This window comes from Streptomyces sp. NPDC043996, assembly GCF_056435225.1.
Window position 1 is genome coordinate 126,977 of sequence record NZ_JBWKEY010000010.1, and the last position, 20,734, is coordinate 147,710.

Below are 20,734 nucleotides of genomic sequence, written 5' to 3' on the forward strand. Positions count from 1 at the left end.
TCCGCTCGGCACTTGAGTTCCGGTCGTGCCGACGTGGAGAACTCTGCCGCCGCGGCCGCCCGCGCCCCAGTGCCACCGTCATGGGATGCGTATGAAACTTGCATACCTGTCGCAGGGGAAGCCGCATGCCCGGTTCAGGAGGCAGGCACTGGCCGCGGACAGCCCGCGATGACAGCGTCGGAGGGTGTAGACGCCGGGCATGCAACGAACGGGGGTCCGGCGTCCCCGACCCCGGAGGAATCCACCATGGAGATCAAAGTGCTCGGCCCGCTCGTGGCCGAGAAGGGCGGCACCTCGATCGTCCCGAGCGCGGCGAAGCCGCGGCAGATCCTGGCGCTGCTCTCCGTGTACGCCAACCAGGTCATGCCCGTACCGACGCTGATGGAGGAGATCTGGGGTGCGGACCTGCCGCGCAGCGCGCTCACCACCCTGCAGACGTACATCCTCCAGCTGCGCCGCCTGATCGGCACCGCCCTCGGCCCCGACAGCCCGTACACGGCGCGCGACGTCCTCGCGACCCGGCACGGCGGCTACCTGCTTGAGGTGCAGCCCGGTGCGGTGGACGTGCACGAGTACGACCGGCTCGTGGCGACCGCGCGGGCCGAGGCCGCCAGCGGCGACGACGCCACGGCCGCGGCGCTCTACCGGGACGCGCTCGGCATGTGGCGCGGCCCCGCCCTGGTCGACGTGCGGCTCGGCCCGCGCCTGGAGATCGAGCTGGTGCGCCTGGAGGAGAGCCGGCTTGAGGTCCTTGAGCAGCGCATCGACTCCGACCTGCGGCTCGGCCGCCACATGCAGTTGCTCGCGGAGCTGACCTCGCTGACGGCGCGTCACCCGTTGCACGAGGGGCTGCACGCGCAGTGCATGGTGGCGCTTTACCGGTCGGGACGGCAGTGGCAGGCCCTTGAGATCTACCAGAACCTGCGCAAGGGGCTGGCCGATGAGCTGGGGCTCGACCCGTCCGTCCGGTTGCAGCAGCTGCACCGGGCGGTGCTTGCCGGGGACCCGGCGCTTGACTCGCCGCTGGGCGTGCGGCGGGCTGCGCTTGACCTCTTCGCGGCGTAAGCGCTCCGCTGGTTCTGCCGTGTTGTGCCGTCTTGAGTCTGCGGGTTCGTTGTGGCTGAGCGCGCAGTTCCCCGCGCCCCTTCGGGGCGCTGACCCCGCCCCCTTGCGAAGGGGGCGGGGTTCGGTGCGTCTGGGGCTCGATTCGGGCTCAAGGCGGGGGGCGCACAGTGCCCCGCAACCCTTACCGACCCTGGAGGTTTCCGTGCGAGTCATCGACCTCTCGTCCGCCGTGGACGCGTCCGGGTGGGAGCCGGACCCGGTCGTCCACGAGATCATGACGCCCGCCGAGGGCGCCGCGCACATGGCGGCGGAGATGAAGGAGCACTTCGGCCTGGACTTCGACCCGGCCGACCTGCCCGGCGGCGAGCTGCTCTCCCTGGACACGCTCACCCTGACCAGCCACACCGGCACCCATGTGGACGCGCCCTCGCACTACGGCTCGACCGGCGCGTACGGGCGGCCGCGGCACATCGACGAGATGCCGCTCGACTGGTTCCTGCGCCCCGCGGTGGTGCTCGACGTCACCGACGTGGGCGTCGGCGTCATCGGCGTGGACCGGATCGAGAAGGCCATCGCCGACGCCGGGCGCGTGCCCGAGCCCCTCGACATCGTGCTCCTGCACACCGGCGCGTCCCGGCACGCGGGCACCCAGCGGTACTTCACCGACTTCGCCGGGCTCGACGGTCCCGCCACCGACCACCTGCTCGACCTCGGCGTGCGCGTCATCGGCACCGACGCCTGGAGCCTGGACGCCCCCTTCGGGCATATGATCCGCGCCTTCCAGGAGACCGGCGACCGCTCGGTGCTCTGGCCCGCCCACTTCGCCGGGCGGCGCCGCGAGTACTGCCAGGTCGAGCGGCTCGCCCAGTTGGACACCCTGCCCGCGCACGGCTTCCAGGTGTCCTGCTTCCCGGTGAAGATCGCCGGTGCGGGGGCGGGCTGGACCCGGGCCGTGGCCCTGATCGACGCATGAGACTCCGTACCAGTACGGAGCGGGCGGCGCCCTGGCTGTTCTGCTTCCACCACGCGGGCGCCGGGGTCTCCTCCTTCGCCCGCTGGCAGCGGGTGCTCGGGGACGCGGCGGAGGTGGTGCCGGTGCTGCTCCCCGGCCGCGGGCCGCGCTCCCGGGAGCCGCGGATCACCGACGCCGCCGCCCTCATGACCGAGCTCCGCGAGCTGGTCAAGCCGCTGCTCGACCGGCCCTACCTGCTGTACGGGCACAGCCTGGGCGGCCTGGTGGCGCACGCCCTGACCCGCGCCCTCGACGAGGACGGCCTGCACCCGCCGGCCCGCGTCGTCGTCGGCGCCGTACCGCCACCGCACCTGCGCAACCTGCTCCTTCGCAGCGCGTCCCTGCCCGACCGGGACCTCCTTCGGCTCCTCGTCGACCTGGGCGCCGTACCGGCGGAGGCGGCGGGCCGGGACAGCTCGCTGTGGCAGCGGCGGGTGATCCCGGCGCTGCGGGACGACCTCAGGCTCGGCGAGTCGCTGTGCCGGGCCGGGGCGGGGGCGCGCCTGAGCGCCCCCCTGATCGCGCTCGCCGGACGGAACGACCCGATCGCCCCGCTGCCCGACATGGCCGAGTGGGCCGACTACTCGGACGCCGAGTTCCGGCTCCAGACCCTGCCCGGCGGCCACTTCTTCGTACGGGAGCAGGGCGTGCCCCGGCTCCTTCGCCGGGTGGCGATGGAGCTGCGGGAGCCGGACGACGACGCCCGGCCGCCGTTCCAAGGCGAGTCGAGTGCGGATCAAGAGGGCCCGGCCAGACTCCTGGCAACAGCCGACCGACCAGAGAGGTGACGCAGCCGTGCTGCTTTCTCCCGGGGCGAACCCCCGCGACCTTGAGACCGAGGCGGCCAGGTGAGCCGCCGCGTAGTCATGACCGGAATCGGTGTGGTCGCCCCGGGGGGCGTCGGCGCCAAGGAGTACTGGTCCCTGCTGACCGAAGGGCGCACCGCGACCAGGGCCGTCACCCTCTTCGACGCGACGGGGTTCCGCTCCCGCGTCGCCGCCGAGGTCGACTTCGACCCGCTCGCCGCGGGGCTCACCGAGGAACAGGCCGAACGGCTCGACCGGGCCGCGCAGTTCGCGCTCGTCGGCGCCCGTGAGGCGGTCGCCGACAGCGGGCTCGACCTGGCGGCGGCCGACCCGTTCCGCACCGGCGTGACCATCGGCAGCGCGGTCGGCGCCACCACCGGCCTCGACTACGCGTACAAGGAGGTCAGCGCGGACGGCTCCGAGTGGCTGGTGGACCACGAGCGGGCGGTGCCACACCTGTACGACTACTTCGTGCCCAGCTCGTTCGCGGCCGAGGTGGCCTGGGAGGTGGGCGCGCAGGGGCCCACGGCCGTGGTGTCCACCGGCTGCACCTCGGGCCTCGACTCGGTCGGGCACGCCGTCGAGCTGATCCGCGAGGGCAGCGCCGACGTCATGATCGCCGGGGCCACGGAGGCGCCGATCTCACCGATCTCCGTCGCCTGCTTCGACGCCATCAAGGCGACCACGAACCGCAACGACGAGCCGGAGAGCGCCTCGCGCCCCTTCGACAAGTCCCGCAACGGCTTCGTGCTCGGCGAGGGCAGCGCCGTCTTCGTCCTGGAGGAGTACGAGCGGGCCGTCGCCCGTGGCGCCCACATCTACGCCGAGATCTCCGGCTTCGCGTCCCGCTCCAACGCGTACCACATGACCGGTCTGCGGGCCGACGGCGCCGAGATGGCCGAGGCCATCGACGCCGCCCTCGCCGAGGCGGGCGTCCCGGCCACCGCCGTCGACTACGTCAACGCCCACGGCTCGGGCACGCTGCAGAACGACCGGCACGAGACCGCCGCGTTCAAGCGCAGCCTCGGTGACCACGCGTACGCCACGCCCGTCTCGTCGATCAAGTCGATGATCGGGCACTCGCTCGGCGCGATCGGCTCCCTGGAGATCGCCGCGTCCGCGCTCGCCATCGAGCACGGCGTCGTGCCGCCCACCGCCAACCTGCGCGAGCCCGACCCCAAGTGCGACCTCGACTACACGCCCGTCGAGGCGCGCCGCAAGAAGGTCGACACGGTGCTCAGCGTCGGCAGCGGATTCGGCGGTTTCCAGAGCGCGATCGTGCTCACCAAGCCCGAGCGGAGGACCACGGCATGACGACCGAGCTTCAGGAACGGACCGCGACCGCCGTCTTCACCGGCATCGGCGTCACCGCCCCCAACGGCCTGGGCACCGAGGCCTGGTGGCGGGCGACCCTCGCCGGGGAGAGCGGCATCAGGCCCGTGTCGCGCTTCGACGCGTCCGGCTACCCGGCCACGCTCGCCGGTGAGGTCCCCGGCTACGACGCGGCCGAGCACATCCCGAGCCGGCTGCTGCCGCAGACCGACCACATGACCCGGCTCGCCCTGACGGCGGCCGCGGAGGCCATCGAGGACTCCGGCGCCGATCCGGCGCGGCTGCCCCCGTACGCCGCCGGAGCGGTCACCGCCGCCTCGGCCGGAGGCTTCGAGTTCGGCCAGCGCGAGCTGCAGGCCCTGTGGAGCAAGGGCGGCCGCTACGTCAGCGCGTACCAGTCGTACGCCTGGTTCTACGCCGTCAACACCGGCCAGATCTCCATCAAGCACGGCCTGCGCGGGCCCAGCGGCGTCCTGGTGACCGAGCAGGCGGGCGGCCTCGACGCGGTCGCCCAGGCGCGGCGGCAGCTGCGCAAGGGCAGCAGCCTGATCGTCACCGGCGGCGTGGACGGCGCGGTCTGCCCGTGGGGCTGGACCGCGCACCTCGCGGGCGGCCGGATGAGCCCCGTGGCCGACCCCGCGCGCGCCTTCCTGCCGTTCGACGCCGACGCGTCCGGGTACGTCGCCGGAGAGGGCGGCGCCATCCTCGTCCTCGAGGACGCCGACGCGGCGCGCGAGCGCGGCGCCCGGGTGTACGGGCGGCTCGCCGGTTACGCGGCGACCTTCGACCCGGCGCCGGGCAGGGGCGGCGAGCCCGGTCTGCGGCGGGCGGCGGAACTCGCCCTGTCCGACGCCGGGTTGACCCCCGGTGACGTGGACGTCGTCTTCGCCGACGCCGCCGGTGTGCCCGAGCTCGACCGGCAGGAGGCCGACGCCCTCAGCGCGCTCTTCGGACCCGCCGGTGTGCCCGTGACCGCGCCCAAGACCATGACCGGGCGGCTCTCCGCGGGCGGCGCCTCGCTCGACCTCGCGGCGGCCCTGCTCTCCGTCCGGGACGCGGTGATCCCGCCGACCGTCCATGTGACGGCGCCCGACGCTTCGTACTCCCTCGACCTGGTGACCGAGGCCCGGCGCGGGGCCGTGCGCACCGCGCTGGTACTCGCCCGCGGGCGCGGTGGCTTCAACGCCGCGGCCGTGGTGACCGAGGACCGCTGAAACCCCTATCAGAGAGCTGACTTCCATGGATCTCAAAGAACTGACCACACTGCTCCGCGAGTGCGCCGGTGTCGCGGAGGGCGTCGACCTCGACGGCGACGTCCTCGACGAGCCGTTCGACGAGCTCGGCTACGACTCGCTCGCCGTCCTTCAGGTGACCGGTGTCATCGAGCGCGATCACGAGATCGAGCTGTCAGATGACACCGTTGCTGAGGCGTCTACGCCCCGGCTGCTGCTGGAGTTCATCAATGAGGCCCTCAAGGGCGCCCCGGCGTAAGCGCTGCGCTCGCTTGGGCGGTCTTTTTCCTGCGGGTTCGTTGTGGCTTGTCGCGCCCACGCGGCGGAGCCGCATATCAGCACAGCCCCGCGCCCCTTCGGGCGCGGGGAACTGCGCGTTTCGCGAGAACTGCGCGCGCACAGAACAGTGCCCGCACGCCGGGGGAATGCGTGCGGGCACTGGGATGTGGGGCCCTTACGGGCCGGGGTGGGTCAGATCAGGTCGTCCCTGGTGATCTGGCGGTCCTTGACCTGGAACGCGCCCGACGCGGCGCGGACGAGGGCGTCCTCGCACAGGGTGCTGGCCTTGATCTCGGGGCGGCCGCCGCGCGGCGTCTCGATGACCAGGGCGTAGCAGCGGGCCGTCACGGCCTCCTCGGTGGCGGACTCCACGGAGACCATGCCGAGCCAGTGGCGGCGCTGGACGCCCGCCTCCGCGTAGGCCGCGGTGGCCTTCGCGGCGGCCTCGGTGATGGCGGCCCGGCCGGTCGCCGGGACGGGCTGGGCGTTGGCGGCGAAGACGCCGTCCTCGGTGAAGGTGGCGGCCCACTCCTCGACCCGGCCGTCGTCGAGGAGGTGCATCTGCTGGGCGTAGAACTGCTGGATCTCGTTGTAAAGACCGGCCGTTGCGGCCTGCGACAGCTCGGTGGCGGTCATGGGGTGATCCTCTCCGGTGGTGGCTCGATGCCCCTCACACTGCTCTGACCTGCTTGAACTCCACTGGTGCCGGGGTGGAGCGGGGGCGTTGAGCGGTGCTCGATACCGGTTCGAGTGCGGCTCGGCACGGTGGGGCGCGTACACCTCGACTCGCCTAGGAGACCTCCATGTCGCAACCGTCGCAGCAGTCCAAGGTCGCGCTGATCACCGGTGCCACCAGCGGCATCGGGCTCGCGGCCGCCCGCACCCTGGCCGGGGCCGGGTACGCCGTGTTCGTCTGCGCCCGGTCCGCCGAATCCGTGGAGCTGACCGTGAAGCAGCTCCGCGCGGAGGGCTTCGAGGCGGCCGGGACGACCGCGGACGTGCGCGACCCGGAGTCGGTCAAGGCCCTGGTGGCGGCCGCCGTGGCCGCGTACGGCCGGATCGACGTCCTGGTGAACAACGCGGGCCGCAGCGGCGGCGGCGTCACCGCCGACATCGCCGACGAGCTGTGGGACGACGTCATCGCCACCAACCTCACCTCGGTCTTCCGCCTCACCCGCGAGGTCCTGAACCAGGGCGGCATGCGCGAGCGCGGCTGGGGCCGGATCATCAACATCGCGTCGACCGCGGGCAAGCAGGGCGTGGTGCTCGGCGCCCCCTACTCCGCCTCCAAGCACGGCGTGGTCGGCTTCACCAAGGCCCTCGGCAACGAGCTCGCGCCGACCGGGATCACCGTGAACGCGGTCTGCCCCGGCTACGTCGAGACGCCGATGGCGCAGCGGGTGCGCGCCGGGTACGCGGAGGCGTACGACACCTCCGAGGACGCCATCCTCGCCAAGTTCACCGCGAAGATCCCGCTCGGGCGCTACTCGACGCCCGAGGAGGTCGCCGGTCTCGTCGGCTACCTCGCCACCGACACCGCCGCCTCCCTCACCGCGCAGGCCCTCAACGTCTGCGGCGGCCTCGGCAACTTCTAAAGCCCCCCCCGACCACCCACCCCTTTTCAGCAAAGGAGGTCACCGTGTCCGTGACCGCACCCCACCGCACCCTGCACAGCGTCACCGTCGCCGCGCCCGCCGACGTGGTGTACGGGATCGTCGCCGACGTCACCCTGTGGCCGCAGTACTTCGCCCCCAACGTGCACGTAGAGCACCTGGAGCGGGACGAGAGCAGCGAGCGCATCCGGATCTGGGCGCTGGCGGGCGGCGAGGTCAAGAACTGGGTGTCGCGCCGCACCCTGGACCCGGTGGCCCGGCGGATCGAGTTCCGCCAGGAGGTGTCGGCGCCGCCGGTGGCCGCGATGGGCGGCACCTGGGTGGTGTCCGCCGTGGACGCGCAGACGTCGCTGCTCGAACTGCACCACGACTTCGCCGCCGTCGACGACGACCCGGCGGGCGTGGAGTGGATCACCGCCGCGGTGGACCGCAACAGCGCCACCGAGCTCGACAACATCAGGGACCTCGCCGAGCGCCACGAAGAGCTGGACGAGCTCGTCTTCACCTTCGACGACACGGTGGAGATGGCCGCCGACGGCGCCGCCGTCTTCGACTTCCTGAACCGGGCCGACCTGTGGCCCGATCGCCTTCCGCACGTGGCCCGCCTCGACCTGACCGAGGACGAGCCGGGCGTGCAGGTGATGGCCATGGACACCAGCGCCCGCGACGGCTCCACGCACACCACCGAGTCGGTCCGCGTCGTGTTCGGGCCCGACCGCATCGTCTACAAGCAGACCACCGTGCCCGGCCTGATGACCGCGCACACCGGCCGCTGGACGATCGCGCCGTCCGGCGACGGCGTGGCCGTCACCTCGCGGCACACGGTCACCCTGAAGCCCGAGGCGGTGGAGCCGATCCTCGGCGCGGGCAAGACCGTCGCCGACGCCCGCGCCTACGTCCACCAGGCGCTGAGCACCAACAGCACCCACACCCTGAAGCTGGCCAAGGCGTACGCGGAGGCGCTCCGTGGCTGAGCTGCCGTTCGCGGTGCCGGACCGGGTCGACGAGCTGCTTGCCCGCGCCGCGGCCGCCCACCCGGAGCGCCGGGCGATCGTCACCGACGCCGGGGAGCTCGACTACGCCGCCCTCGACGCGCGGGTCGACACGGTGGCCTCGGCGGTGCAGGGGCTGACCGGGCCGGGCGACGTGGTGGCGGTGGCGTCCGTCCTGCACCCCGACTTCGCCGTCGCCTACTACGCGGCGGCGCGGGCCGGGCGGTGCGCCGCCGTGGTCAACCCGCTGCTTCGCGAGGAGGACCTGCTGCACGTCCTCTCCCTGAGCGGGGCCACCCTCGCCTTCGTCGACAGCGCCCTCGCCGCCCGCCTGGAGTCCGTACGGGACCGGCTTCCCGCGCTCCGCGAGGTGGTCCTGATCGGCGCCGACGGCGCGCTGCCCCAGGGGCCCGGCGCCCCGGCCGCGCCCGGCACCGGGCCCGGGGACACCGCCGTGCTCCAGTTCACCAGCGGCACGACGGGCCGCCCCAAGGCGGTCCGGCTCAGCCACCGCAACGTCGTGGTCAACGCCGCGCAGATCGCCCACGCGCACCTCATCGACGGCGACACCGTCGCCCTCAACCACCTGCCGACGTACCACCCGATGCACCTCAACTCGGCGATCGCGGCCGGGGCAACGCAGGTCCTGTGCGCCGCCCCCGAGCCCCGCGCGGCGCTCACGACCGCCGCCCGTGAGGGCGCCACCATCCTCTACAGCCTGCCCGTGCGGCTCGCCCGGCTCGCCGCCGACCCGGACCTGGCCGACGTCCAGGTGCCGTCGCTGCGGCGGATCGCGTCCGGCGGCTCGGGGCTTCCGGTGGCGGCGGCGCGGGCTCTCTCCGAGCGGTTCGCGATCCCCGTCTTCCAGGGGTACGGGCTCGCCGAGACCGCCCCGCTGACGCACAGCGACGACCCCAACCGGCCGGTGCACGGCTCGGTCGGCACGCCCGTCGCGGGCACCGAGTGCCGGGTCGTCGACATCGAAACGCGGGCGGTGCTGCCCGCCGGGTCGGTCGGCGAGGTGCAGCTGCGCGGCCCGCAGGTCATGCGGGGCTACCTCGGCGGACCCGACGGCACCGGGCTCGCACCGGACGGCTGGCTGAGCACCGGCGACGTGGGCCGGGTCGACGAGGACGGCCGCCTCTTCCTGGTGGACCGGCTCAAGGACGTCTTCAAGTGCGACAACTTCCTGGTCGCGCCCTCGGAGGTGGAGCGCGTCCTGCTGCGCGACCCACGGGTCGCGGACGCCGTCGTCGTCGAGCTGCCGGACCCGGCGCACGGCGCGGTCGCCGGAGCGCTCGTCGTCCTCAAGGACCCGACGGGGCCGACGGAGCCCGCGCTGGCCGACGTCACGGCCGACGTCAACGACCAGCTGCCGTACTACCAGCACATCCGGGACGCGGTGGCCATCGACGCCGTACCGCGCTCCGGCAACGGAAAGATCCAGCGGCGGCTGCTCGCCGAGCGCTTCACGGCCCGCACGCCCGCCTGACCCCCGGAGGGGACCCCATGAGCTTCACCGTCATCAACACCTTCACCCTCAAGGACCCGGCCCGCGCCGAGGAGTTCGAGGAGCGCTTCCTCTCCCACGTGGAGTGGATGCGGTCGCGCCCCGGCTTCGTCGCCCACCAGGCGGTGCGCGCCACCGACGAGCCCGGCGTGTACGTCAACTTCGGCTGGTGGCAGCGGCCCGAGGACTTCCAGGCCGTCCTCGCCGACGCCACCTTCAAGGCGCACGCCGAGGAGTTCCACCGAATCGTCGACGTCCAGGCCGACCCGTCGATGGGCGTCCTGCGGCTCGACGGCGCGCCCGCGGGCCCGGACGACCACCTGGTCGTGGAGTACTTCACCGCCGAGGACGGCACGTTCACCGACCGCTACCGGAGCCTCGCCGAGGCCGACGGGTTCGTCGGCGCCGACGTCGCCAAGTCGCTGTTCGCCCGCCCCGGCGGGTTCACCGCCCTGACCCGCTGGAGCGGCGCCGAGCAGGCCGCGGCCGTCCGCGCCACGGCCGGGCCCGTCGAGCGCGCCGTGCCCGCCCGTGCCGTCGCGGGCGACCGCACGGCCCTGGCCGGGGCCTGACACCGCAGGGGAGGACACCATGGAGTACCGCCGACTCGGCGCGAACGGGCCGGTGGTCAGCCGGGTCGCGTTCGGGAACTCGCTGACCGCGGGCAACCAGCTGGCCGACCCGGCCGCGGTGGCCTGTGTGCACGCCGCCCTCGACGCGGGCGTCACCACCTTCGACACCGCGGACGCCTACGCGGACGGCCGGGCCGAGGAACTGCTCGGCCGGGCGCTGCGCACGGTGGACCGGGACTCCGTCGTCATCTGCACCAAAGTGGGCAGGGGCGGCGGGAGTTCAGGACCCGGCGCGCTCGCGCCCGACCGGATCGCGGCGAGCCTGGACGCGTCGCTGCGGCGGCTCGGCACCGGGCACATCGATCTGTACCAGGCCCATTTGTACGACGACGCGACCCCGCTCGAAGACACCATGCGGGCCTTCGCCGACGCCGTGCGCGCCGGGAAGGTCCGCCACGTCGGCGTCTCGGAGTGGGCCGCCGACGAGATCGAGCGGGCCGCCCACCTCGCCCGCGAGATGGGCGTGCCGCTCGTCTCCAACCAGCCCCAGTACTCGCTCCTGTGGCGGGTCATCGAGGCCGAGGTGGTGCCCGCCTGCGACGCCCTCGGCATCGGCCAGATGGTGTGGTCGCCGCTGGCCGGAGGCGTCCTGACCGGCAAGTACAAGCCGGGCCACCGGCCGCCTGCCGGGTCCCGCGCGGTGGCCGCGCGGGGCGGCGACGTGTCCCTCCAGCGCTGGAGGTTCCTCTCGGACGAGGTCCTGACGGCCGTCGCCCGGGTCGGCTCCCTCGCCGACGAGGCCGGACTGACCCTGCCGCAGCTGGCCCTCGCCTGGGTGCTGCGGAACACCTCGGTCGCCACGGCCGTGATCGGGGCGTCCGCGCCCGAGCAGATCGGCCGCAACCTCGCGGCCGTCGAGACCGTGCTCGACCCGGAGCTGCTGCGCCGGGTCGACGCGGCGCTCGGCCCCGCCGTGGTCACCGACCCCGCCCTGACCCTGAGCCGGATGCTCCGCGCCAAGGCCCCCGCCGCCACCACCCCCCGTACCGCCGCGAAGAGTTGAGAGGTACCGCCATGACCATTGCCCCCGCAGAGCGGGAGATCCACCACACCCGCGCCGGGATCGACATCGACGCCCCGGCCGAAGCGGTGTACCGCGCACTCACCGATGTCGCGGGCTGGCCGGTGCTCTACCCCTGGATCGCGCACACCGAGGTGGTCTCCCGGCAGGGCGCGGACGACGAGGTGAAGTTCTGGGCGGTGCGCCCCGACGGGACGGGCCTTCGCGTGTGGACATCGCGGCGCACCCTGGACCCGGAGGCGCGGCGGATGGTGTTCGAGCAGCGGGGCTCGGTCGGCCCGATCAAGGAACTGGGCGGCACCTGGGACTTCGTGGCGCGCCCCGACGGCGGCTGCCAGGTGGTGTCCGGGCACTGGTTCACCACGGACGCCGACCCGGCCGAGACCGCCGGGGAACTGGACCGGCACGGCGGACTCCAGATGCGCACCCTCAAGTCGCAGGCGGAGAGCGCCACCGCGCTGACCGACGACGTGGTGCGGGGCGAGGCCAGCGCGGTCGTCCCGGGCTCGCTCGCCGAGGTGCGGGCCGGAATCCTCGCCGCGCTGCCCGCGCGGGACGTCCCGGACGCCGACGCCTGGTTCGGCGCCGAGGGTTCGGTACCGACCGTGCAGATCACACACGGCCAGGGCGTCATCGTCCAGAAGCTCCTGACGCCGCCGGAGCCCGCCGCGCTGTACCGGCGCCGGTGGCGGCTCACCGAGGTGCCGGGCGGGGTGCGGGTGACGGCCGACGTGCTCGCCGTGGCCGCCCGCGAGCACGCACGAGTGCGGGAGCTCGCCGAGGCCGGGGCGCGGTCCGCGCTCACGACGGCGGGTGCCCGATGAGCACCGCCGAGACCGAGGACGACTACACCGACGTCTGCGTCGTCGGTGCCGGTCCCGCCGGGCTCACCCTCGCGCTGCTCCTTCTGCGGTCGGGCGTACGGGTCACCGTCGTCGAGCGGTCGCGGTCGCACGAGCGGGAGTTCCGCGGCGAGATCCTGCAGCCCGGCGCGCAGGCGGTGCTCGACAAGATCGGGGTGCTGCGGGAGGCGCGGGAGCGCGGCTGCCACGAGCACTCCCGGTTCCGGCTCGTGGAGCGGGACCGGGTGCTGCTCGACATCGACTACCGGTCGCTGCCCGCCCCGTACGACCATCTGCTCTCCCTCCCCCAGTCCCACCTGCTGACCGCGCTCCTGCTCGACTGCGCCAGGTTCCCCGGCTTCCGCTACCTCGACGGCCGCCGGGTGAACCAGCTGCTCCGGGACGAGCGGGGGCGGATCACCGGGGCGGCCGGGGACGGGTACGCGGTGCACGCGAAGGTCGTGGTCGGCGCCGACGGGCGCTTCTCCAAGGTGCGGCGGCTCGCCGGGATCGACGCGGGCCGCACCGAGGCGTTCGACCAGGACGTGCTCTGGTTCAAGCTGAAGGGCGAGCCGTCCGCGTCCCACGACGTGCGCGTGTTCCGGAGCGCGGGCACCAGCCCCGTCCTGGTGTACGCGTCGTGGCCGGACCAGCTGCAGATCGGCTGGACGCTGCCGCACAAGGGGTACCAGGAGGTCGTCAAGCACGGCCTCGGGCACGTCAAGGAGCAGTTGGCCAGGGCCGTTCCGGCGTACGCGGGCCTCATCGACGAGCAGATCACCTCGCTGCGTGACCTGAGCCTGCTCGACGTCTTCTCCGGGCGGGCCGAGCGCTGGGCCGACGACGGCCTGGTCCTGATCGGCGACGCCGCGCACACGCACAGCCCGATCGGCGCGCAGGGCATCAACCTGGCCGTGCAGGACGCGGTGGTCTTGCATCCGCTGCTGGTGGAGGCGGTGCGTTGCGGCAGCGCGGATGCCGGGGCTCTGGGGCGGTTTGAGGAACGGCGCGCCGCGGACATCGCGGCGATGATGCGGTTGCAGGGGCTGCAGAGCAAGGCGATGCTTTCCACTGGCGTGGTCGCTACGCGGGTGCGGCCTCGCCTTGCGGCCGTGGTCAAGCACACCCCGCTGTACCGGAAGATCCTGCGGACCATCGCCTTCGGCAATCCGTCGATTCGGGTGGCGGAAGAACTGTTCACTGCTTGAGGTGGGTTGTCTGCGGGTGGGTGGGGGCTGGTCGCGCAGTTCCCCGCGCCCCTTCGGGGCGCGAAAGAGGGGGCCGGGTCTTGCGACCCGGCCCCCTCTTTCGCGTGCTGGTTACGCCGCCACCGTCTCCGCTCGGACCGAGTCGACGACGATGGTGTACAGGCCGCCGTTGACCTCTGCCTGCTCGGCCATGCGCTGGGCGTCGGTGATCATTTCGGTGCTCTTGAGGACGGGGGCGTAGGCCTGGGGGCCGGTCCACCAGCCGATGTTGACGTAGGCACCGGCCTCACGGTCGGAGTGGACCAGCTGGTGGGCGAGGAAGCCCTCGTTGCCCTTCACGAACGACACGTGGCTGAGGAAGGCCTCCTCGAAGGCGGCGCGCTCGGCGCCCTCGCGCAGGGTGAAGGCGGTCAGGGCGACCGCGGCGTCGGCGGCCGGGGCGGTGCCGTCGCCGATGCCGTCGGCGGCGGTCTCTCCCGCCAGGACCGGGCCGTGCACGCTGGTGATCGCGGCGAGGTAGACGAAGCGGCTGCTGACGGAGGTGAAGAACTGCCAGTCGCCGACGACGGTGCGGTGCGCCTCGGCGTCCCGCCACCAGGTGAGGATGACGAAGTTGTCCGGCGAGCCGATGCCGCGCAGCAGGGCGGTGCGCAGCATGCCGTCGCGCTCGGCGACGGCCTCCTGGTACTTGCGGTACGCCTTCTCGAACTCGGCGCCCTTCGCCTTGTGCTTCTCCTTCAGGACGAAGTGGGCGACGGCGACGACAGGGGCGTTCTCCGGCGTGACGGTCATGACGGTGGTGCCTTTCGGTAGGTGTGCGTTGGGTGTGCGTTGCCTTCGAGGGGGTTCACGCGGCCACGGGACCGGCGGCGTACGCGCGGACGTACTTGTCGAGCACGCCCCGGTAGTAGTCGGGGCCGAAGCCGAGCCCGTACACGGGCGGCACGAGTCGGCAGAGCTTGTCGATGGAGACGGGCTGGGCGCCGGACGCCTGCACATAGGTCTTCTCGGCGTCGGTGCCGAGCAGGCCCTCCATGTGCGCGACGACGTCCTCGATGCGCGGGGCGTGGCCTGACGCCACGTTGACGACGTCGCGGGTGCGGCCGTCGACGAGCAGCGCGTCCACGATCCTGACGACGTCCGCGACGTCGATGAGATCGCGCCGGGCACCCCGGTGCACCTGGATGCGCCCGGTCGTCAACTGGCGTACGAGGGCGGGAAGGAGCTGGTGCGCCGGCTGGTTGAAGCCCACCACGTGGGACAGGCGCAGGATCAGGTACTCCACGTCGGAGGACTTGACCACCGCCTCCAGGGAGAGCTTGTGGCGGCCGTAGGGCGTGGCCGGGTAGACCGGGCCGTCCTCGCGGCCCGGCGAGGCGTCGGGCACCGAGTACATCCCCGCCGACGCGGTGGAGAAGAAGACGAGGCGCTTGCCGTGCCTCTCGCAGTGCCGCAGCGTCTCGTAGAGCCGGACCGACTCCCTGGTGTACTGCTCGGGCGGGATGTCACCGGCGGCCGAGACCCCGGCGGCGAGCGCCACCACATCGGGGTGGCGCTCGCTGACGCCCGCCAGGTGTCCGGCCAGGAATCCCCTGCCGACGATCTCCATGGGGTGTGCCAACTCCTCGTGGTGAAAGGGTGGTTCATGCGCTGGGGCGGGCCGCCCAGGCGGGGACGGTGAGGATCTCCAGGACCGCGGTGGTGATCGTGTAGCCGGCGCCGCCGCCGTAGAGCAGCACGTGGTCGCCGACGTCCAGGGCCCCGGTGAGCAGCAGGTGCTCAAGGCCCGCGGCCCAGTCACCGGCGCCGATGTGGCCGGTGGTGCGAGCGAAGTCCCAGGTGGTCTCGGACTCGTCGACGCCGAGCAGGTGGTGGATCTGGAAGGGGCCCGGGATCCGGCCGGTGGCGGGGATCACGACGTACGCGAGGTCGCCGGTCTCCAGGCCCGCGTCGTCGAGGACGGCCTGCTTGGCCTCGGTCATCACCTTGCCGAAGCGGATGTGGGTGAGGGTCTCGTCGCTGACCGCCTTGTGGGCGTCGCCGCGCGCGGTCAGGTCGACCTGACGCTCGGCGGCCCGTGAGACCGGCGCGAACGGCTCGTCACCGCGCGCCATCGGCTCCAGGCCGTTGTCGGCGACCGTGGCGGTGGCGACGAGCCGGGCGAAGCCGCCCTGGGTGGAGAGCACGGTCGCGGTGCCGCCGTCGGCGTACGCGTTGCCGTGGCGCAGCCGCCAGCGGTCGGCGCCGGGGCCGCCGAAGCGGTCGGCGGTGGTGACCATGACGGCGCCGCCCGTGCCGTAGCCCGCGGTGAGGTGGGCGGCGGCCAGGTCCAGGGCGCTGACGCCGACGTTGCAGCGCTGCTGCACGTCGAGCGCGGGCACCGTCTTGCCGACCGTGCGGCCCGCGACGTAGGACGCGGTGGGCCAGATGTCCAGGCCCTGGTACCAGGTGCTGCCGTGCAGCAGCAGTGAGTAGTCGCCCTTGGCGAGACCGGAGCGCTCGTGGGCCGTGCGGGCCGCGGCGACGGCCATGTCCGGCGGCGCGGTCCAGGGCTCGCCCGCGGCCTCGCGGGCGATGCGGACGGAGTCGTACCCGAAGTCGTCGATCCACTCCTGGCCGCACTCCCCGGCCGCGACGCACTCGCTCACCGGCACCGGCTCGGGCAGCCAACTGCCCACACCAGCGACATAGATCTCGTTCCAGCGCATCCCGTTACTCCTCCGGCTCGGCCCGCACGGGTCTCGGCATGCGCCCACGGTCGCCAGCGGCTCTCGAACCGCACTGGAGTCCGGGAGGGGAACGGCCGGACCGCACCCGGTCCAGCACGGCTCGAGTGCGGCTCAAGTGCGGCGCGAGCGGAGCCCGAGGGGCGGCGGCCACGCTGTGGTCCCGGCCGACTGGCGGCCCCCTGCCCCCCACAGATCCCCCGGAGATCCGCCGTGCGCATCCTGTTCACCGCCCATGCGGGCAAGTCGCATCTGCGGCTCCTGATCCCCCTGGCCCAGGCGGCGCTGAGAGCCGGGCACACCGTGGCCGTCGCCGACGACGAGTCGATGCGCGGCGAGAGCGAGCGCTACGGCCTGGAGTTCTTCCCCGCCGGGCTCGACTGGGCGCTCGACCCCGACTGCATCGCCGCGATCGCGCCCGGCCTGTGGAACGGCGACCAGGAGGCGTACGAAGCGGGCCTGGTCGAGTGCGTCCTGGGCCCGCCCGCCCTGACGGCGGCCCGCGACATCATCGCCGTCGCCGAGCGGTGGCGGCCCGACGTGATCGTCCGCGAGGGCGAGGAGCTCGGCGGCTACCTCGCCGCCGAGGCGCTCGGCATCCCGCACGTGGCCGTCGCGGGCGGCTCGACCCATCTGCTGCCGCCCCAGGTCACCCACGGCCCGCTCAACGAGCTGCGCGCCGCGCTGGGGCTGCCCGCCACCACGGACGACAACACCGCCTACCGGCACCTCCTGGTGAGCTGGCTCTCGCCCAGCTGCACCGCCGACGACCTGGACCCGCGCACCCTGCGCCACTACCGCCAGAGCACCCCGTTCCGCAGCGACGACCCGGTGCTGCCCTGGCTCGCGGAGCTGCCCGAGGACAAGCCGCTGGTCTACACGTCCATCGGGACCATCGCGCCGTCCCTGCCGTGGAAGTCGGACGCGGTGATCGAGGCGGTGATCGAGGCGGTCTCCGACATCGACTGCACGGCCGTCGTCTCCATCGGCGTCGGCCGCGACCCCGAGGCGTTCGGACCGGTGCCCGACCACGTCCGCCTGGTCAACGAGTGGGTGCCGCAGGACGTACTCCTGGAGGCCGCCGACGTGTTCATCACGCACGGCGGCCACAGCGGCATCCGCGAGGGCCTGCGCTCGGGCACCCCGATGCTCGTCACGCCGATGTACGACGACCAGCCGCACTCGGCGCGGCGCTGCGCCGAGCTCGGCACCGCCATCGACCTGCCCGCGCCCTTCGCGGACGCCGAGGCGGTCCACGCGGCCGTCACCGCCCTGCTCACCGATCCGACGTACCGGCGCCGGGCGGCCGCCGTGCGGCGCGAGATCCTCGCCTGCCCGCCCGTCGACCACCTCGTCACCGACATCGAAGCGCTGGTCGCGGCGCACGGGCGGCCCGGGCCGCCGGTGGCCGCGCAGGAGCGCCAGGAGGAGTCATGCGCGTACTGATCACGGCCCTCGTGCCCAGCCACCTGGTGCCGATGGTGCCGCTCACCTGGGCGCTGCGCGCGGCCGGGCACCAGGTCCTGGTGGCCGGGGACGCCGAACTCGTCCGGTTCGCCTCGGCGGCGGGCCTGGACACCCGACTCGTCGGCGGCTCCGGCGGGGCCCGCAAGGAGCTGACCCGGCCCGGCGCGGTCGCGATGGTCGGCCGGGACTCCATGGACCGGCGCGCGGACTCCGAGTGGGACGCCATCGGGGAGCGCTGGCGCGCCCGGCTCGGCGGCTACCTCGACGACTTCGTGCACCTGGGCCGGGACTGGGGGCCGGACCTGGTGGTCACCGACCCGGTGGAGTTCGGCGGGCTCGTGGTGGCCGGGGCGCTCGGCGTGCCCGGGGTGATCCACCGCTGGGGCCCGGAGGACTTCACGAGCCCGCTCCTTCGCCAGGCCAAGACGCAGCTGCACGACCTCTGCGTCGCGCACGGGGCGGCGGCCGGCTTCCCCGACCCGGCCCTGCTCATCGACCCGAGCCCGGCCTCGCTCCTTCCCGGCGGCGACAACACCCCCGGCCTGCTGTCCCGTTACGTCCCGTACTGCGGCACCGCCGAACTGCCCGACTGGGCGGTCAGGGAGCCCGCCCGGCCGCGGGCGCTGCTGTGCCTCGGCATGTGGCACGGGCAGCTGCTCGCCGAGACCGGCCGCCTCCCCCTCGGCTTCAGGCACGTCCTGGACGCCTGCACCGCGCTCGGCGTCGACGTGCTCTTCCCGATCGACGCCCAGTACCACCCGCTGCTCGGCGACGTGCCGCCCACGGTGCAGGTCGTGGACCGGTTCCCGATCGGCCCGGTGATGCGGCACACCGCGTTCGCCGTGCACCACGGCGGCAGCGGCACCAGCATGACGGCCTTCGCCTCCGGCGTGCCCCAGCTGGCGCTCCCCGGCGACAAGCCGTTCCTGCGGACCACGGGGCGGCTCGTGGCGGAGTCCGGCGCCGGGCTCAACCTCGGCACCGAGGCGGAACAGCACGACCCGGACCTGGTGCGCGAGGCCCTCGCCGGGCTGCTCCACGAGGAGCGCTACCGCAAGGCGGCGCACGAGGTGAGCGCGGAGATCACGGCCCTGCCCGGCCCCGCCGAACTGGTCCGCACCCTGGAAGGCCTGGTCTGAGATGCGCCCTTCGGCACAAGCAGGACAGGAACGCCCGTATGAACGCTCGGAGGGATCCGAGGAGAGGAATCAGGTGTCACCGCCCATGACAGCAGCACCGGGCAGCCCCCCGGCCGTGGTCTTCCGGGGCGTGGTCAAGAAGTACGGAGACGTCCGGGCCGTCGACGGCGTCGACCTGACCATCGCGCGCGGCGAGACGGTCGCCCTGCTCGGCCCGAACGGCGCCGGCAAGTCCACCGCCATCGGCATGCTGCTCGGCCTGTTCCCGCAGGACGAGGGCACCATCGAGGTGTTCGGCAAGAAGCCCGAACTCGCCATGCGCGCCGGGCACCTGGGCGCCATGCTGCAAGAGGGGAAGATGATCCCCCGGGTCTCGGTGCGCGAACTCGTGGACTTCGTACGGCAGACCTACACCCGTCCGCTGCCGCTCGCCGAGGTGCTCGAACTCGCCGAGCTCACCAAGCTCGCCCACCGGAAGGTGGACCGCCTCTCCGGCGGCCAGGCCCAGCGGGTGCGGTTCGCGCTCGCGCTCGCGGGCGACCCCGACCTGGTGGTGCTCGACGAGCCGACCGCCGCCCTCGACGTCGAGTCCCGGCGCGAGCTGTGGGACGCCATGCGGCGGTACGCCGAACGCGGCAACACCGTGCTGTTCTCCACCCACTACCTGGAGGAGGCCGACGACAGCGCCGACCGCGTCGTCGTCATCGCCTCCGGCAAGGTCGTCGCCGACGGCACGCCGCACCAGATCAAGAACATGATCGAGGGCCGCACGGTGTCGTTCGTGCCGCACGGCGCGGACGACCGCTACGACCTCCTGCCCGGCGTCACCTCGGTGGAGTTCCACAGCGGCCGGGTCCACCTGCGGACCACCGAGTCCGACCAGACCGTGCACGCCCTCGCCCGCGCGGACGCCTTCACCGACCTCGAGGTCTCCGGCGTCGGCCTCGAAGAGGCCTTCATCGCCCTCACCCACCAGGCACGCCACCGCGACAGCGCACCGGAAGGACAGGCCCGCTGATGATCGGCTACATCCGACTCGAAATCCTGCGGCTCGTCCGCAACGGCGGCTATCTGATGATGAGCCTCGTCATGCCGGTCGGCCTGTATCTGACCGTCGCGGGCGGCGGCCCCGACCAGGAGTCCCTGGTGCGGTCCATGGTCGGCGCGGCCGCGTTCGGCGCGCTCGGCGTGGTCATCACCAACGGCACCGGCATCGCCGAGGACCGCGCGCTCGGCTGGCTGCGCCAGCTGCGGCTCACCCCGCTCTCGCCCGCACAGGTCGTGGTGGCGCGCGGCGCGGTCGCCACCTGCCTCGGCATCCTGCCGATCGTCGTGATCGGCCTGATCGGCGGCGTCTACAAGGGAGTTCACCTCTCCTTCGGCACCTGGCTCGCGGTGTTCCTGCTCCTGTGGGTGGGCATCGCGCCGCTCGCGATGCTCGGCATCGGCATCGGCTATCTGTTCCGCGCGCAGCTGGCGCAGATCGCGGGCACGGTGTCGTACCTGACGCTGACCCTGCTCGGCGGCCTGATGATGCCGGTCGACCAACTGCCCTCCTGGGCGCAGCCGCTGTCCAAGGAGACGCCGGTGTACCGGTACGCGGAGCTGTCCTGGAACGCGGCTTCTGACGGGGCGCCTTCAGCAGCGGGGGTGGGGGTGCTCGCGGTGTGGACGGCGATCCTGGCCGCCTTTGCCGCGTACGCGTATCGCAGGGGGGGCCGTCGGGCGTGACCTGGCGGTCGGCTTTCGCCTACTAGCTCGGGGGGCTCTCTTCTCGGGCGGGTGCGGGTTGTCTCTGGTTGCTCGCGCAGTTCCCCGCGCCCCTTTGGGCGCGGGGAACTTTTGCGTTCGTACGGGG

21 protein-coding genes are annotated in these 20,734 nt (G+C 73.2%); 17 read left to right on the plus strand and 4 right to left on the minus strand.

Annotated features, from left to right (window positions below):
* Positions 1-246: 246 nt before the first annotated feature.
* From AC07A4_RS25935 to AC07A4_RS25960, 6 genes are all read left to right on the plus strand, one after another.
* A complete protein-coding gene (locus tag AC07A4_RS25935) occupies positions 247-1,065 on the plus strand; it encodes an AfsR/SARP family transcriptional regulator (protein WP_478602736.1) in 819 nt (272 codons plus the stop codon).
* A 202-nt stretch (positions 1,066-1,267) separates the two neighbouring features.
* Entirely contained in the window at positions 1,268-2,038 is a 771-nt protein-coding gene (locus AC07A4_RS25940; RefSeq protein WP_478602737.1) for a cyclase family protein, read from the plus strand.
* A complete protein-coding gene (locus AC07A4_RS25945) occupies positions 2,035-2,865 on the plus strand; it encodes a thioesterase II family protein (RefSeq protein ID WP_478602739.1) in 831 nt (276 codons plus the stop codon). Before AC07A4_RS25940 ends, AC07A4_RS25945 begins: the two co-directional genes overlap by 4 nt.
* A 60-nt stretch (positions 2,866-2,925) precedes the next feature.
* Entirely contained in the window at positions 2,926-4,197 is a 1,272-nt protein-coding gene (locus AC07A4_RS25950) for a beta-ketoacyl-[acyl-carrier-protein] synthase family protein (RefSeq protein WP_478602740.1), read from the plus strand.
* Positions 4,194-5,429: a ketosynthase chain-length factor gene (locus AC07A4_RS25955; RefSeq protein ID WP_478602742.1), complete on the plus strand. Its 1,236-nt coding sequence runs from the start codon at positions 4,194-4,196 to the stop codon at positions 5,427-5,429. The genes AC07A4_RS25950 and AC07A4_RS25955 overlap by 4 nt, the downstream gene beginning before the upstream one ends.
* A gap of 25 nt (positions 5,430-5,454) precedes the next feature.
* Positions 5,455-5,706 (plus strand): acyl carrier protein, encoded by a 252-nt coding sequence (locus tag AC07A4_RS25960; protein WP_478602744.1) that lies wholly within the window; start codon positions 5,455-5,457, stop codon positions 5,704-5,706.
* A gap of 212 nt (positions 5,707-5,918) precedes the next feature.
* Here AC07A4_RS25960 and AC07A4_RS25965 read toward each other — a convergent pair whose 3' ends face one another.
* Complete coding sequence (locus AC07A4_RS25965; protein WP_478602746.1) at positions 5,919-6,362, minus strand: nuclear transport factor 2 family protein; 444 nt, start codon at positions 6,360-6,362, stop codon at positions 5,919-5,921.
* Between the two features lie 167 nt (positions 6,363-6,529).
* On the opposite strand from AC07A4_RS25965, the gene AC07A4_RS25970 reads away from it, so the two are divergent.
* The 7 genes from AC07A4_RS25970 to AC07A4_RS26000 are packed head-to-tail and all read left to right on the plus strand — an operon-like array spanning position 6,530 to position 13,544.
* Positions 6,530-7,321: an SDR family NAD(P)-dependent oxidoreductase gene (locus AC07A4_RS25970; protein WP_478602748.1), complete on the plus strand. Its 792-nt coding sequence runs from the start codon at positions 6,530-6,532 to the stop codon at positions 7,319-7,321.
* 44 nt (positions 7,322-7,365) lie between these two features.
* Entirely contained in the window at positions 7,366-8,313 is a 948-nt protein-coding gene (locus AC07A4_RS25975) for an aromatase/cyclase (RefSeq protein WP_478602750.1), read from the plus strand.
* Positions 8,306-9,823 carry a class I adenylate-forming enzyme family protein gene (locus tag AC07A4_RS25980; RefSeq protein WP_478602752.1) on the plus strand — a complete coding sequence of 506 codons (1,518 nt, stop codon included), beginning with the start codon at positions 8,306-8,308 and terminating at the stop codon, positions 9,821-9,823. Before AC07A4_RS25975 ends, AC07A4_RS25980 begins: the two co-directional genes overlap by 8 nt.
* 17 nt (positions 9,824-9,840) lie before the next feature.
* Positions 9,841-10,413 carry an antibiotic biosynthesis monooxygenase family protein gene (locus AC07A4_RS25985; protein WP_478602754.1) on the plus strand — a complete coding sequence of 191 codons (573 nt, stop codon included), beginning with the start codon at positions 9,841-9,843 and terminating at the stop codon, positions 10,411-10,413.
* A gap of 19 nt (positions 10,414-10,432) precedes the next feature.
* Positions 10,433-11,476 carry an aldo/keto reductase gene (locus AC07A4_RS25990; RefSeq protein ID WP_478602756.1) on the plus strand — a complete coding sequence of 348 codons (1,044 nt, stop codon included), beginning with the start codon at positions 10,433-10,435 and terminating at the stop codon, positions 11,474-11,476.
* 11 nt (positions 11,477-11,487) lie between these two features.
* Positions 11,488-12,318, plus strand: a complete 831-nt coding sequence (locus AC07A4_RS25995) for an SRPBCC family protein (RefSeq protein ID WP_478602758.1) — start codon at positions 11,488-11,490, stop codon at positions 12,316-12,318.
* Positions 12,315-13,544: an FAD-dependent monooxygenase gene (locus tag AC07A4_RS26000; RefSeq protein WP_478602760.1), complete on the plus strand. Its 1,230-nt coding sequence runs from the start codon at positions 12,315-12,317 to the stop codon at positions 13,542-13,544. The genes AC07A4_RS25995 and AC07A4_RS26000 overlap by 4 nt, the downstream gene beginning before the upstream one ends.
* A gap of 111 nt (positions 13,545-13,655) precedes the next feature.
* Here AC07A4_RS26000 and AC07A4_RS26005 read toward each other — a convergent pair whose 3' ends face one another.
* The 3 genes from AC07A4_RS26005 to AC07A4_RS26015 are packed head-to-tail and all read right to left on the minus strand — an operon-like array spanning position 13,656 to position 16,252.
* A complete protein-coding gene (locus tag AC07A4_RS26005; protein WP_478602762.1) occupies positions 13,656-14,336 on the minus strand; it encodes an antibiotic biosynthesis monooxygenase in 681 nt (226 codons plus the stop codon).
* A 55-nt stretch (positions 14,337-14,391) separates the two neighbouring features.
* Positions 14,392-15,153, minus strand: coding sequence for an NAD-dependent epimerase/dehydratase family protein (locus AC07A4_RS26010; RefSeq protein WP_478602764.1), 762 nt, complete (start codon positions 15,151-15,153; stop codon positions 14,392-14,394).
* Positions 15,154-15,187: 34 nt separating this feature from the next.
* Positions 15,188-16,252 carry a ketoacyl-ACP synthase III family protein gene (locus tag AC07A4_RS26015; protein ID WP_478602766.1) on the minus strand — a complete coding sequence of 355 codons (1,065 nt, stop codon included), beginning with the start codon at positions 16,250-16,252 and terminating at the stop codon, positions 15,188-15,190.
* A gap of 231 nt (positions 16,253-16,483) precedes the next feature.
* Between AC07A4_RS26015 and AC07A4_RS26020 the strand changes: the two genes are divergently transcribed.
* The 4 genes from AC07A4_RS26020 (at position 16,484) to AC07A4_RS26035 (ending at position 20,607) form a co-directional block, all read left to right on the plus strand.
* A complete protein-coding gene (locus AC07A4_RS26020) occupies positions 16,484-17,716 on the plus strand; it encodes a glycosyltransferase (RefSeq protein ID WP_478602768.1) in 1,233 nt (410 codons plus the stop codon).
* The gene (locus AC07A4_RS26025; protein ID WP_478602770.1) at positions 17,704-18,876 is read left to right on the plus strand and encodes a nucleotide disphospho-sugar-binding domain-containing protein; all 1,173 of its coding nucleotides are present in this window, start codon (positions 17,704-17,706) and stop codon (positions 18,874-18,876) included. The genes AC07A4_RS26020 and AC07A4_RS26025 overlap by 13 nt, the downstream gene beginning before the upstream one ends.
* 85 nt (positions 18,877-18,961) lie before the next feature.
* Positions 18,962-19,894 (plus strand): ABC transporter ATP-binding protein, encoded by a 933-nt coding sequence (locus tag AC07A4_RS26030; RefSeq protein ID WP_478602772.1) that lies wholly within the window; start codon positions 18,962-18,964, stop codon positions 19,892-19,894.
* Positions 19,894-20,607, plus strand: a complete 714-nt coding sequence (locus AC07A4_RS26035; protein WP_478602774.1) for an ABC transporter permease — start codon at positions 19,894-19,896, stop codon at positions 20,605-20,607. Before AC07A4_RS26030 ends, AC07A4_RS26035 begins: the two co-directional genes overlap by 1 nt.
* The last annotated feature ends 127 nt before the right edge of the window (positions 20,608-20,734 follow it).